Origin of the sequence: Kocuria palustris (genome assembly GCF_007666205.1) — a bacterium.
In the GTDB taxonomy this organism is placed as follows: Bacteria; Actinomycetota; Actinomycetes; order Actinomycetales; family Micrococcaceae; genus Kocuria; species Kocuria palustris_A.
In genome coordinates this window covers 99,754-112,930 of record NZ_VDOR01000007.1, presented here as the reverse complement: position 1 = coordinate 112,930, position 13,177 = coordinate 99,754, and the positions used below count along the sequence as shown (strand labels likewise).

The following is a 13,177-nucleotide window of genomic DNA, read 5'->3' as shown; positions in this document are numbered from 1 at the left end:
CCGCCGCCCCGGCCGCAGACTGTCGGATCACAGCATGGAGGAGCATCCGCGGTGTCCCCAGCCACGATGACCGGGCCCCTGCAGCCCGTGCACCCCTTCGGCACGGCCGCGCCCCCCGGGGCCTATCCGAGCTCCGGGTGGGAGGACGAGGAGGAGATCTCGTCGGACCCCTTCGGCCCGGATGCCGAGCTGCGCCTGGCCCAGTGGCTCGACGAGGACGCGCTGGTCCCCACCCATCCGACCGAGGCCCAGGCGCAGCGGGCCCAGTCGCTGGCCGAGGGGCAGCTCGGCGACGTGGTGCCGCCCGTGGCCGGCTCCCTGCCGGTGCTCACGACCGAGGCGATCGAGCGCGACCGGCGCCGGCGCGAGTCGCCGGCCCAGACCGCTCCCATCACGTCCTCGAGCCGCCGACGCCCGTCGCCGGATGCCACGGGCCCGGTCTCGCGCCCCGACACGTCCATGCTGCCGGACACCGCAGGGGCGGAGGCGGGCGCGCACCCGGCCACCCAGATGCAGCCGGCGGCCTATCCGTCCTCTGACTCGAGGTCGACGGCCGCGACCGCGTCGAGGCGCACGCGCCGGGTGCTGCACTCGATCATGCACCGCGACGCCGGCATGACCGCCGCGATGCCCATGGTCGAGCGGCTGACCGCCAGCCCCTTCGCGGGGCTGCGCCGCTACGGCGACTCCGACGACCGGGAGGCCCGTCGGACCCTGAACTTCGCGCTGCGCCTGGCCGAGACGATGTTCCACTACGGCGCCGATGCCCTGGACGTCGAGAACGCCGTGGTGGCGGTGTGCGCGACCTACGGCGTGGAGAACATCGAGGTCGACATCACCAATCAGTCGGTGACGATCAACTACGTGGCCGACACCTCCGAGCTCGCGCGCTCGCGGACCCGCGAGGACGTCTTCAACGACGCCGACACCACGAGCCACACCGTCATGCGGGTCGTGCGCTCGTCCTCGGACAACTACTCGGGCCTGGCCGACACGCACCGCCTGGTCACGGAGATCAGCCGCGGCGGGATGTCGCGGGCCGAGGCGCGGGACCGGCTCGAGGCCATCAACTCCCGCCCCAAGCCGTTCCCGAACTGGGTCGTCTCGCTGGCGACGATGGGCGCGGCCTTCGCGATCACCCTCGGCGTCGGGGGCGGTCTGACCGGCGCCACGATCTCGGGCGTCTCCGCCCTGCTCGTGGGGTGGATCGGCGCGCAGATGGGTCGGCGCCGCGTCCCCGAGTTCTTCACCATGGTCGTCTCGGCCTTCGTCATCACGGTCATGGCGCTCGTGGGCCCCCGCGTCGGGATCGAGATGTCGCCGCCCAAGGTGATCGCCGCAGGCCTGATCATGCTCATGCCCACGACGCGGTTCATGTCGACCATGCACGATGCGATCTCCGGCTTCCCCGTGACCGCGGCGGGCCGGGCGATCTCCACGGGCATGGCCTTCGCGGGCATCGTGGCCGGGATCTACGCCGGCATCTCGGTCATGGGGCTGCTCGGGGAGGGCGGCCTGGACGTCTCCCAGTCGCAGTTCGTCCCCGCGGCGGCCCACGTCAACATCATCGCCATGACCTTCGCCGCCGGGCTGATCGCGATCAGCCTCCAGTCCTCGGCCCGGCACCTGGTGCCGGCGATGCTCTCCGGGCTGGGCGGGCTGCTCGGCTTCCACCTGGTGGGCGCGATCGGCCTGGACGCCCGGCTCCAGACGGTCGTGGGCGCGACCGTGACCGGCGTGGTGGCCGCCTACATCGCGGGCCGTCACCGGATCCCGTCGCTCGTGCTCGCGGTGCCGGGCATGACCTTCCTGCTGCCCGGGCTGTCGATCTTCCGCGGCATGTACGCGATCACCATCGAGACGGAGACCACGGGCTACGGCATGACCTCCCTCGTCACGGCCATGACGACGATCCTGTCGATGGCCGCCGGGCTCGTGCTGGGGCAGCTGCTGATGCGCCCGCTCGTGCGCTCCGAGGAGGCCCGGATCGGCATGCGCCGGAACCGGCGGCGCTGAGGCGGCCGGCCCGGGCCGCTCCCGCCCGCGGGCTCCGACGACGACGGCCGCGCACCTGTCGAGCAGGTGCGCGGCCGTCCTGCCGGGGCGGTCCTGGGATCAGACCTTCCCGATCGGCGTCTTCTTCTCGGCCTGGAAGGCGTCCTCGTCCCGGCCGCGCGCCCAGTAGCCGGACAGCGAGACCTGCGAGCGCTCCAGGCCGTGCTCCTCGTAGAGCAGCGGGCGCAGGGCCTTCATGACCTCGCGCTCGCCGTGGGCGAAGACCTGCACGCCCTCGGCCGAGTCGGGCCACGCGGCCTCGCGCGCGGCCTCGACCAGGGCGGAGGTCCCCTCGGCGGCCTCGCTGCGGTGGGCCCAGCGCAGGCTCCAGCCGGCAGGGACGCCGACGGCCAGGTGGTGCTCGTCGTCCTCGACCTCCAGGACGATCTCGCCGCGCGCGTCGTCGGGCAGCGCCTCGACATTGGCCAGCACGGCCGGGATCGCCGCCTCATCGCCCAGGAGCAGGCTCCAGGAGGCCTCCGGATCCGGGATCCACTTGCCGCCGGGGCCCACGGCCACGATCGTGTCGCCGGGCCGGGCGCGGGCGGCCCACGGGCCTGCATGCCCGGAGTCGCCGTGCAGGGCCACGTCGATCCAGACGCGACCGGCCTGGAGATCGACCCGGCGCAGGGTCATGTGCCGGGTGATCGGCTGCTGCTCGGGCGGCAGGGTCTCGCGCAGCTGCCAGTAGTCCGGATGGTCGCCGAGCTCGAGCGACGGGTCGAAGAAGACGAGCTTGACGTACTTCTCCGGCGGCTCGATGTCCTGGAACGACTCCGGATCCGCGATCGAGGCGATGATGCGGACCATCGAGGGGGACAGCTCGAGGCGCTCGACGACGGTCAGGTCGATCTGCGGCTTCCGCGGCTTGGCCCTGCCGCGCGGCTCGGGCTGCTGACGGGTCGGGAGGTCATCGCTCATGCGCTTCAGCCTATGCGCCAGTCGATCGCGGCGGAGCCCTGCTGCTCGAGCAGCTCGTCGACCCGGGAGAACGGCCGGGAGCCGAAGAAGCCGCGGGAGGCCGACAGCGGGGAGGGGTGGGCGGACTCCACGATCGGGGCGCCGCCCAGCCACGGCGCGGTCTGCCGGGCCGGACGGCCCCACAGCAGCCCGACGAGGGGTCCGCCGCGAGCTCCCAGGGCCCGGATGGCGCACTCGGTGACGGCCTCCCACCCCTTGCCGTGGTGCGAGGCCGGGGTCCCCGAGCGCACGGTGAGGCATCGGTTGAGCAGCATGACGCCCTGCCGGGTCCAGGCGCTGAGGTCGCCGTGCTCGGCCGGCGGGATGCCGAGATCGTCCTCGAGCTCGCGGTAGATGTTCTGCAGCGAGCGCGGCAGCGGGCGCACATCGGGGCGCACCGAGAACGACAGGCCCATCGCGTGCCCGGGGGTGGGGTAGGGGTCCTGCCCGACGACGAGGACGCGGACGTCGGCCATGGGCTCCCGGAAGGCGCGGAGGATCTCGGGGCCCGGGGGGAACGTGCGCACGCCCTGCGCGTGCTCGGCGCGCAGGAAGTCGCCCATCTCGTGGATGATCCCCTCGACCGGGCGCAGGGCCTCCGCCCAGTCGTCGGCCATGATCTCCGACAGGTCGGGTCGGGAGCTGGTGGTGTCCTGGCTGGTCATGGGGCCACTCTAGGGACCCCGCCGGCGCCGCGCCGCCCGGGTGCGGGGGGCCAGGAGCTCCCGCGCTGTCGCAGCCCCGGCCTACAGTGGCGCCATGAGCGATACGACCGCTGCAGGCAGCAGGGCACAGGCACCGGGGGAGCGACCCGTCGCGCTCGTCACCGGCGCCACGAGCGGCATCGGACGAGCCGCCGTCGAACGGCTGGTCCCGGATCACCGGGTCCTCGCCGTCGGGCGCGATCCGGAGGCGCTCGAGCGGCTGCCCGACGGCGCCGAGCCCGTGCGCGCCGATCTCACGGACTTCGCTGCCCTGCCGCGGCTGGTCGAGGGCCTCGAGCGGCTCGACGTCCTCGTGCACGCCGCGGCCCTCGGCCACCGGGCGACCGTGGAGTCCGCGCGCCCGGAGGACTGGCGGGCCCAGCTCGAGCTCAACGTCATGGTGCCCGCGGAGCTGACCCGCCTGGCCCTGCCGGCGCTGCGCCGCGCGGAGGGCACCGTGGTCCTGCTCAACTCCGGGGCGGGGTTCACCGCCAGCGACGGCAATGTCGTCTACGCCGCGTCCAAGTTCGCGCTGCGCGCCCTGGCGGACTCGCTGCGCAAGGAGGTCGAGCCGGACCGCATCCGGGTGGCCTCGGTCCACCCGGGGCCCACGGACACCCCCATGCTGCAGGGCATCCACGACTCGATCGGCAAGCCCTACCGGCAGGACGAGTACATCCGCCCCGAGTCCGTGGCCGCGGCGATCCGGGCCGCCGTCGACGCCCCTGCGGACATGCAGCTCACCACCGTCTCGGTGCGGCCCCGGCAGGAGCAGCGGTGACGAGCGAGCCGGCCCCTGGCCTCGACGCCACGCAGCGCGCGATCCTCGAGCTCGAGAAGCGGCGGTTCAAGTACCAGGGGGCCAAGGAGCGCACCATCCGCGCGGAGCTGGGGCTTCCGGTGACCGAGTACTACCAGCGGCTCAACGCGCTGCTGGACAGTCCCCTGGCCTGGCAGGCGGAGCCCGCCCTGGCGCGGCGGCTGAGCGAGCAGCGGGATTCGTGAGCCGCTCGCGGCCCCGTCCCGCCCCGCCCGCCGGGTCGGGATGCGCGCCGGCGGGCCTGCCGATGGGAGGATGTCGGCCATGAGCTCACAGCCCCCGTGGTCCGAGATCCGCGAGCAGCCGCGGGACGTCTTCGACGACGTCCCGGAGGACGGCCCCCGCCAGGGCGCCCACCGCCCGGTCGGGGCGGCGCCGCGCAGGACCCCCGCCGGTCTGAAGGCCATGGTCGTGGTCGGCTCCCTGGGCCTGCTGCTCGGGGCCGCGGGATACGTCCACAGCACCCTCAGCGGCGAGCCGCGCGGACTCGCGGCCCCGGAGCCGCCCGCCGCGACGTCGTCGCCGGCGCCGTCGGCCTCCGCCGAGCCCGAGGACGGGCAGACAGCGGCCGAGACCGCCGCTCCCGAGGACGCCGAGCAGGTCGGCGTCTTCAACGCCACCTCGCTGGACGGCGTCGCCGGGGCCGCCGGGAGCGAGCTGGCCGACCTGGACTGGGAGATCATCGCGACCGGCAACTGGGGCATGCCCTCCGCGGACAGCGTCGTCTACTACGCCGGCGACGGCGTCACGGGCGACACCGAGGAGCAGGCGCAGCGGATCGCCGAGGCCATGGGCATCGAGCAGACCCAGGCCGACGACGCCATCGCCTATCCGCTGGTCGTCGTCGTGGGCGAGGACCTCGGCCAGGAGGTGCTCGATCGCAGCGGCGGCCGGGCCCCGGAGAGCGGGGTGGCCGAGGCGGGCCCCGGGCAGCCCGGGGCGGATCCCGCCGACCCGGTCCTGCCGGAGGAGCAGGCCGATGCCCCCGTCGAGGACGTGCCGGGGGCTCCGGCCGAGGACGCGGCCGAGCAGCCGCTCGCTCCGGCGCCAGGGGCGGATGCAGTGCCGCAGGCGCCCGGCGAGGACGCGGTGCCTCAGGTGCCCGGTGAGCAGGCGCCGGCCGATCAGGCGGGGGGCCTCTGATGCCCGCGCAGGGGCGCGGCGCCGACCAGGAGCAGGTCCCCGGCCAGGCCCCGCAGCCCGCGCCGGACCGGTCGCCAGACGGCGGCTCGCGCACGGCGCCGCTGGCGGTCGAGGGCCGCCTCGTGCGCCTGCGCGACTGGCGCGCCGAGGACCTCCCCGTCTACGAACGCTGGATCATGCCGCCGCCGGGCGGCGGCGAGCACGAGTGGCAGCGCACCGACGGGCCCTTCTACCCGAACTTCACCGCGGAGTCCGCCCAGCGCTGGCTCGGCAGGCTCGGGGCGCGGGTGCGCACCGGCGACTGGCCGCGGGTGCGCGACACCGCGGTGATCGCCGAGCAGGGCAGCGACCGCTTCCTGGGCCAGGTGTCCTGGTACCACGCGGAGGCCCCCACCGCGGACCCCGGGACCGGCACGCACCTTCTGCCGCTGCACTCGATCGGGATCTCGATCTACCCGCCCGAGTTCTGGTCCGGCGGGTACGGCTCGGAGGCCCTGCGGCTGTGGGTCGATCTCCTGTTCCGGACCGCCGAGGCCGATCGCGTCGATCTGGAGACGTGGAGCGGCAACGTGGGCATGTGCCGGGTCGCGCAGAAGCTCGGGTTCGCGGAGGAGGCGCGCATCCGCCGGGCCCGCATGGTCGAGGGCGTCCACCACGACCGCATGATCTACGGGATGCTCCGGGAGGAGTGGGAGCGGGCGCCGTGGCACGGGGCGTCCGCCCAGGGTGAATCCTGAGTCGGAAGCGCTCAGGGGTTTGCACTCGATGGGTGCGAGTGCCAATAATGGAACTGGCACTCAGTCGAGCAGACTGCCAGCCGGCCTCGCTGCGGCCGGCGGATCCGCCCGACGCAGGAGTGGAAGCCACCGCCTCACTGAGGGGCAGGCGCCCGCGGGCAGATCCCGCAGGAGCTGAAGCGCCCCGTCCGTCGCGGGCAGCGGGTCGGTGGGAGTCAGACTGAACGTCCAGGAGGGACGAACACATGGCAAAGCTCATCGCATTCGACGAAGAGGCCCGCCGCGGTCTCGAGCGCGGCCTCAACACCCTGGCCGAGGCCGTCAAGGTCACGCTCGGCCCGCGCGGCCGCAACGTCGTCCTCGAGAAGTCCTGGGGCGCTCCCACGATCACCAACGACGGCGTGTCCATCGCCAAGGAGATCGAGCTCGAGGATCCCTACGAGAAGATCGGCGCCGAGCTCGTCAAGGAGGTCGCCAAGAAGACCGACGACGTCGCCGGCGACGGCACCACCACGGCGACCGTGCTCGCCCAGGCGCTCGTGCGCGAGGGCCTGCGCAACGTCGCGGCCGGCGCGGATCCGCTGTCGCTCAAGCGCGGCATCGAGAAGGCCGTCGAGGCCGTGACCGCCGAGCTGCTCAGCTCCGCCAAGGAGATCGAGACCGAGGAGGAGATCGCGGCCACCGCCTCCATCTCGGCTGCCGATCCGGAGATCGGCCGCCTCATCGCCCAGGCGATGGAGAAGGTCGGCAAGGAGGGCGTCATCACGGTCGAGGAGTCCAACACCTTCGGGCTGGACCTCGAGCTGACCGAGGGCATGCGCTTCGACAAGGGCTACCTCTCCGGCTACTTCGTCACGGACGCCGACCGCCAGGAGGCCGTCCTCGACGACCCGTACATCCTCATCGTCAACTCCAAGATCTCGGCCGTGAAGGACCTCGTGCCGGTCCTGGAGAAGGTCATCCAGTCGGGCAAGCCGCTGATGATCATCGCCGAGGACGTCGAGGGCGAGGCCCTGGCCATGCTGGTGCTCAACAAGATGCGCGGCTCCGTGAAGTCCGTGGCCGTCAAGGCCCCCGGCTTCGGCGACCGCCGCAAGGCCCAGCTGGCCGACATCGCCATCCTCACCGGCGGCCAGGTCATCACCGAGGAGGTCGGCCTCTCCCTCGAGACCGCCACCCTGGATCTGCTGGGCACCGCCCGCAAGGTCGTGGTGACCAAGGACGAGACCACCATCGTCGACGGCGCCGGCTCCGCCGAGGAGATCGAGGGCCGCGTGGCCCAGATCCGCGCGGAGATCGAGAACTCGGACTCCGACTACGACCGCGAGAAGCTGCAGGAGCGCCTGGCCAAGCTGGCCGGCGGCGTGGCAGTGCTCAAGGCCGGCGCGGCCACCGAGGTCGAGCTCAAGGAGCGCAAGCACCGCATCGAGGACGCCGTGCGCAACGCCAAGGCCGCGGTCGAGGAGGGCATCGTCGCCGGCGGCGGCGTCGCCCTGATCCAGGCGGGCGAGACCGCGTTCGGCAAGCTGTCGCTCAGCGGCGACGAGGCCACCGGCGCGAACATCGTGAAGATCGCGATCGACGCCCCGCTGAAGCAGATCGCGTTCAACGCCGGCCTCGAGCCGGGCGTCGTGGCCGACAAGGTCCGCGGCCTCGAGAAGGGCTGGGGCCTCAACGCCGCGACCGGCGAGTACGAGGACCTCATGTCCGCGGGCATCAACGACCCGGTCAAGGTCACCCGCTCGGCCCTGCAGAACGCCGGCTCGATCGCCGGGCTGTTCCTGACCACCGAGGCCGTCGTCGCCGACAAGCCGGAGCCGGCTGCGGCCGCCGGCGGCGGCGAGGACCCGATGGGCGGCATGGGCGGCATGATGTGATGACGCCCCGGCGTCGTCGCTGACGCGCCCGCGCGTCCCAGCGAGCTCGACGGGCTCCGATCCCCACGGGGATCGGAGCCCGTCGTCGTGCGCGCTGTGCTGTCGGTCCTGCATGTCACAGTGGGCGCATGACGATCACCGCAGCCGCCGACGGCTCCGCTCTGGGCAATCCCGGCCCCGCGGGCTGGGCCTGGTACATCGACGACTCCAACTGGCGCAGCGGCGGGTGGCCGCACGGGACCAACAACATGGGCGAGCTGCAGGCCGTCCTGGACCTGCTGGAGGCCACCGCGGATCTGGGCGAGCCGCTGCGTGTGCTGTGCGACAGCCAGTACGTGATCAACTCGATCACCAAGTGGATGAAGGGCTGGAAGAAGAAGGGCTGGAAGAAGGGCGACGGCAGGCCCGTGCTCAACGTCGAGCTCATGAAGGCCCTCGACGCTGCCATGAAGGGCCGCGACGTGTCCTTCGAGTGGGTCAAGGGGCATGCCGGCCACGACCTCAACGAGGCCGCCGACGCCCGCGCGAATGCCGCCGCCAAGGCCTTCCAGGCCGGCAGGCAGCCGGAGGAGGGCCCGGGACTCGCACTGGCCCGGGCGGAGGACCCCCGGGCCCGGCTCGAGGCCGCCTCGGACGAGGCCGCCGCGGTCGCGCTGCCGGATGCCCGGGACGAGCAGGCTGAGCAGCCGGCCGATTCGCCCGCGGTCTCCCCCTCGGCTGCGGCCGTCTCGCCGTCGGGGGAGGCGAGGCCCGCTCCGGGGGCGGGAGAGGACCAGCGCGAGGACCTGGGGGATCCGGATCCGGATCTGCTCTCCGCCCTGGACCGCCAGTCCGAGGACCTGGCCGCCGGGCCCAGCATCGCCCAGGAGGTCCACGCCCTCGAGCGCAGGCGCCTGACCGAAGGCCTGGTCCCGGCGGATCTCCACCCGGAGGCGATCCTCGTCGGCGCGGACGGGCGCCCCGAGGAGCCCGAGAGCCTCCAGGACGGGGACGCCTCCGCCGACCTGCATCTGGTGGGCCTGCTGCCGCTGGGCCGCAACGCCGTGCAGCTGACGGTCCACGTGGTGGGCGGCTGGGGCTCGTCCGTCCACTCCTCGCTCTGGACGCGCGAGGACTCGCGCAACGAGCTGGGCCAGTGGCAGCTGCGCCACCATCAGGTGACCCTGGAGTCCTGAGCCCGTTCCTTGACCGGACCGGCGCGGGGGAGCGCCGTCGCCCGCGGGGACGGGGGCCGGCCCGCCGCGGAGTCAGCGCCGGGGGTCGTCCGGATCCGGGCCCCCGGGATCCGGCAGGTCCCCGGTGTCGTCGATGATGCTCGGATCGTCGTCGTCGATCTCCGGGATCGGCGGCAGGTCGTCGGCCTCGTCCAGGCCTCCGCGGCTCGGATCCTGCGGGCTCCGGGACTCGCCGGCCTGCTCGTCCTGCGCCCGCGCCGGCCCGCTCCGCTCGGGGACCTGCTCCGCCCGGTCCTGCTCCCGACGGACCGGGTCGTGGGCGTCCCCGGCGCTGCCCGCGGCAGCAGCCGAGGCGCCGGCCGTCCCCGAGCGGGCCGGTCCGGTCTGCTCGGCACTCGTTTCAGGGCCCTGCGCGATGCGCTGCTCGGGGACCTGCTCGACGGCGTCCGCGGCCGGGGCGGCGCGGCGGACGCCGCGGCGCATCCGGCGCCCGGCGGGGCCCCGGCTCTTCTCGGCCGCGCGGCGCTGCCGCTCGAGCTGCTCCTGCGCGGCCGGGGCCTTCCGCCGCGAGGAGCTGCGCGCGGTGCGCGAGTACCAGGCGGTCCCCTCGGAGCGGTCCTGCCGGTCGCTGCCGGAGCGAGGCCGGAGCGCCTGGTCGGCGGGGTCGTCGGCGTCGGCCGCATGCTGGATGGCGGCCTCGCCGGCTTCGCCGCCGGGCAGCGTCACGATGAACGTGGCCCCGCCGCCCGGGGTGTCCTCGAGTGTGACCACGCCGCCGTGTTGGCCCACGACCGAGGCGACGATCGACAGCCCCAGGCCGGTGCCGCCGGTCTCCCGGGTGCGGGAGGTGTCCGCGCGGTAGAAGCGCTCGAAGATCCGGGTGCGGTCCGCGCCGCGGATGCCGGGGCCGTGGTCGCGGATCTTGATCTGCGCGAGCCATTCGGGGGCGGGCTCGTCGGCGGGCACGGCGGGCTGCTGCTCCTGGGGGACGGCGTCGAACGACGGGTTCTCGACGACGATCTCGAGAGCGGTGCCCTGCGGGGTGTAGCGCACCGCGTTCGTCATCAGGTTGACGATGACCTGGCGCAGCCGGGCGTCGTCACCGCGGGTCCACACGGGCTGGGCGGCGCTGTCGTCGGGTCCCAGGACCGTGATGCGGCGATCCGGCCATGCCGCCGCGAAGTCGGCGGCGGCGTCGTGGGCCAGGACCAGCAGGTCGACGTCGGTGATCTCGAGGGCGCGGCCGTTGTCCACGCGAGCCAGCGAGAGCAGGTCCTCCACGAGCTGGGTCATCCGGGTGGCCTCGGACTCGATGCGCCCCATCGCCTGCGCGACCTGCTCCTCGTCCTGGAACGCGCCGTGGCGGTAGAGCTCGGAGTAGCCGCGGATCGACACCAGCGGGGTGCGCAGCTCGTGGGAGGCGTCGGCCACGAACTGGCGCAGCCGGTTCTCGGAGAGGGTGCGTGCCTCGAAGGCGTCCTCGATGTGCCCGAGCATGCGGTTCAGCGACATGGACAGCTGCCCGACCTCCGTGGCCGAGCTGTAGCCGGAGATGCGCTGGGAGAGGTCGCCGGCGGCGATCGCCGCGGCCGTGGCCTCGACCCGCTTCAGCGGCGTGAAGGCCCGGGTGATGAGGATCCAGCCGATCGTCAGGGCCACGAGCAGGGTCGCGGCCCCGAAGCTCAGGGTCAGCAGCGTGACGGCCGAGATCATGCCGTTGGCCCAGCCGAGGGGCTCGGCCACGACGACCGAGTACTCGGAGTCGGCCTGCGGGGCGGCGATCACCCGCCAGGAGCCGTCGGCATCATCGGCCGAGCTCACGGTCAGCCCGGTCTGCTCCGTCTGCAGCACGAGCTCGCGCGTGAAGCTCGAGAGGTCGGGATCCCCGGGGTCGACGACGCCCGGGGCGTTCGATCCGACCTGCGCGACCACCTCGCCCTCGGAGTCCACCAGGTAGCCGCGGGTCCCGACGTTCGCGCTGGGGGAGCCGAGCATGTCGGCCATGAGCGCCGTCGAGACCGTGTTGAGGGAGCCGCGCAGCTCGTTGTCGATCGAGTTGACGAGCGAATCGCGCACCACCGAGATGGACACGAAGCTCGTGAGCAGGATCGAGGGCATCAGCAGCAGCCCGGTCAGGGCCATCAGCTGCGTCCGCAGCGACGACGAGCGCCAGCGCGCGGTGAGGTTCTCCACGGTTCAGACCTCCGTCGGCGAGGTGAGGACGACGGACATCATCCCAGGACGGCGGGCAGGGGCGCCGACGGCGTGCGCCGCCGCCGGGGTGCTGCGGATGCGCTCAGCCGTTCTTGTGGGCCGTGCGCAGCAGATAGCCGACGCCGCGCTTGGTGTGGATCAGCGGGGGCAGATCGGGATCGTTGTCGATCTTGCGGCGCAGGTAGGAGATGTAGGACTCGACGATCGAGGCGTCGCCGTTGAAGTCGTACTCCCACACGTGATCCAGGATCTGGGCCTTGGAGAGCACGCGGTTGGGGTTGAGCATCAGGTAGCGCAGCAGCTTGAACTCGGTCGGCGAGAGGTCGATCTCGCGCTCCCCGCGATAGACCTCGTGCGCGTCGTCGTCCAGCACGAGGTCGTCGACGCGCAGCCGCGAGTCGTCCTCCTCCGCGGGCGCCGTGCGGCGCAGCACGGCGCGGATGCGGGCCACGACCTCGTCCAGGCTGAAGGGCTTGGTGACGTAGTCGTCGCCGCCGACGGTCAGGCCCTGGACCTTGTCCTCGGTGTCGTCCTTGGCGGTCAGGAAGACGATCGGGAAGGTGCGGCCCTCGGCGCGCAGCTTCCGCGTGACGGCGAAGCCGTCCAGGTCCGGGAGCATGACGTCCAGGACGACCAGATCGGGGTTCTCCTCCTGGGCGCGCGTGATCGCGTCGCGGCCGTTCGCGGCGGTGACGACCTCGAAGCCCGCGAACTTCAGCGAGGTGGCGAGCAGTTCGAGGATGTTGGGCTCGTCGTCGACGACCAGGAGCTTTGCTTCAGGGGTGCTGTTGTTCACGGGTCCCAGTGTCTCGGAGTCTCCTGGACGTCGTCTGGACGCCATGAGGACGTTCCTTGGACGCCCCGGGCCGTTCAGCCGAGCCGGCCCCCGCTCCGCTCCAGGTAGCAGGCCGCGCACAGGGACTCGTAGGCGACCTCGCCGTCGATCGCGACCTGATCGCCGTCGAGCACGAAGCGCCCGTCCGCGGAGCGGGCGTTGAACATCGCCTTGCGGCCGCAGCGGCAGATCGTCTTGAGCTCCTCGAGCGTGTGGGCGATCTCCATGAGCCGGCCGGAGCCCGGGAACGACCGGGTGCGGAAGTCGCCGCGGATGCCGTAGGCGAGCACCGGGACGCCGTCGAGCACGGCGATGCGCAGCAGGTCGTCCACCTGCCCGGGGCCCAGGAACTGGGCCTCGTCGACGAGCAGGCAGGCCACGGGCGGCACGTCGACGGTCTCGAGCAGGGCCTCGGGATCGGTCCCGGCCGCGGCGTCGCGGAAGCGGGCGCGGACGTCGTCCTCGGGGCGCAGCAGCAGATCGACCTCCCGGGCCAGGCCCAGGCGCGAGGAGATGGTGGCCTCGCCCTTCGTGTCGATCGCCGGCTTGGCGAGCAGGACCCGCTGGCCCCGCTCCTCGTAGTTGAACGCGGCCTGCAGCAGGGCGGTCGACTTGCCGGAGTTCATCGCGCCGTAGCGGAAGTACAGCTTGGCCATC

Annotated in this window: 12 protein-coding genes; 7 read left to right on the top strand and 5 right to left on the bottom strand. The window is 73.1% G+C overall.

Annotated elements, in window-relative coordinates; all coding sequences use genetic code 11:
• The first annotated feature begins 51 nt into the window (after nucleotides 1-51).
• Complete coding sequence (locus tag FSY66_RS08460; protein WP_260853597.1) at nucleotides 52-2,016, top strand: threonine/serine exporter family protein; 1,965 nt, start codon at nucleotides 52-54, stop codon at nucleotides 2,014-2,016.
• Nucleotides 2,017-2,115: 99 nt separating this feature from the next.
• Here the strand turns inward: FSY66_RS08460 and FSY66_RS08455 are convergent, their stop codons facing one another.
• The gene (locus FSY66_RS08455; RefSeq protein WP_144793600.1) at nucleotides 2,116-2,976 is read right to left on the bottom strand and encodes a siderophore-interacting protein; all 861 of its coding nucleotides are present in this window, start codon (nucleotides 2,974-2,976) and stop codon (nucleotides 2,116-2,118) included.
• Nucleotides 2,977-2,981: 5 nt separating this feature from the next.
• Nucleotides 2,982-3,680 carry a uracil-DNA glycosylase gene (locus tag FSY66_RS08450; RefSeq protein ID WP_144793597.1) on the bottom strand — a complete coding sequence of 233 codons (699 nt, stop codon included), beginning with the start codon at nucleotides 3,678-3,680 and terminating at the stop codon, nucleotides 2,982-2,984.
• Between the two features lie 94 nt (nucleotides 3,681-3,774).
• Between FSY66_RS08450 and FSY66_RS08445 the strand changes: the two genes are divergently transcribed.
• From FSY66_RS08445 to FSY66_RS08420, 6 genes are all read left to right on the top strand, one after another.
• Nucleotides 3,775-4,500, top strand: coding sequence for an SDR family oxidoreductase (locus tag FSY66_RS08445; protein WP_144793594.1), 726 nt, complete (start codon nucleotides 3,775-3,777; stop codon nucleotides 4,498-4,500).
• Nucleotides 4,497-4,724 (top strand): DUF3263 domain-containing protein, encoded by a 228-nt coding sequence (locus tag FSY66_RS08440; RefSeq protein ID WP_144793591.1) that lies wholly within the window; start codon nucleotides 4,497-4,499, stop codon nucleotides 4,722-4,724. Before FSY66_RS08445 ends, FSY66_RS08440 begins: the two co-directional genes overlap by 4 nt.
• A gap of 79 nt (nucleotides 4,725-4,803) precedes the next feature.
• Nucleotides 4,804-5,682, top strand: coding sequence for a LytR C-terminal domain-containing protein (locus FSY66_RS08435; protein ID WP_186304515.1), 879 nt, complete (start codon nucleotides 4,804-4,806; stop codon nucleotides 5,680-5,682).
• Nucleotides 5,682-6,419, top strand: coding sequence for a GNAT family N-acetyltransferase (locus FSY66_RS08430; RefSeq protein WP_144793585.1), 738 nt, complete (start codon nucleotides 5,682-5,684; stop codon nucleotides 6,417-6,419). Before FSY66_RS08435 ends, FSY66_RS08430 begins: the two co-directional genes overlap by 1 nt.
• Before the next feature lie 245 nt (nucleotides 6,420-6,664).
• Nucleotides 6,665-8,296 (top strand): chaperonin GroEL, encoded by a 1,632-nt coding sequence (gene groL, locus FSY66_RS08425; protein ID WP_144793582.1) that lies wholly within the window; start codon nucleotides 6,665-6,667, stop codon nucleotides 8,294-8,296.
• A gap of 128 nt (nucleotides 8,297-8,424) precedes the next feature.
• Complete coding sequence (locus FSY66_RS08420) at nucleotides 8,425-9,471, top strand: ribonuclease H family protein (protein WP_144793580.1); 1,047 nt, start codon at nucleotides 8,425-8,427, stop codon at nucleotides 9,469-9,471.
• A 72-nt stretch (nucleotides 9,472-9,543) separates the two neighbouring features.
• On the opposite strand, the gene FSY66_RS08415 is transcribed toward FSY66_RS08420, so the two are convergent.
• The 3 genes from FSY66_RS08415 to FSY66_RS08405 all read right to left on the bottom strand — a co-directional run bounded on the left by FSY66_RS08415 (nucleotide 9,544) and on the right by FSY66_RS08405 (nucleotide 13,176).
• Nucleotides 9,544-11,664: a sensor histidine kinase gene (locus tag FSY66_RS08415; protein ID WP_260853596.1), complete on the bottom strand. Its 2,121-nt coding sequence runs from the start codon at nucleotides 11,662-11,664 to the stop codon at nucleotides 9,544-9,546.
• 103 nt (nucleotides 11,665-11,767) lie between these two features.
• Nucleotides 11,768-12,526 (bottom strand): response regulator transcription factor, encoded by a 759-nt coding sequence (locus tag FSY66_RS08410; protein ID WP_144793577.1) that lies wholly within the window; start codon nucleotides 12,524-12,526, stop codon nucleotides 11,768-11,770.
• 29 nt (nucleotides 12,527-12,555) lie between these two features.
• Complete coding sequence (locus tag FSY66_RS08405) at nucleotides 12,556-13,176, bottom strand: thymidine kinase (protein WP_144793573.1); 621 nt, start codon at nucleotides 13,174-13,176, stop codon at nucleotides 12,556-12,558.
• Nucleotide 13,177 lies beyond the last annotated feature (1 nt).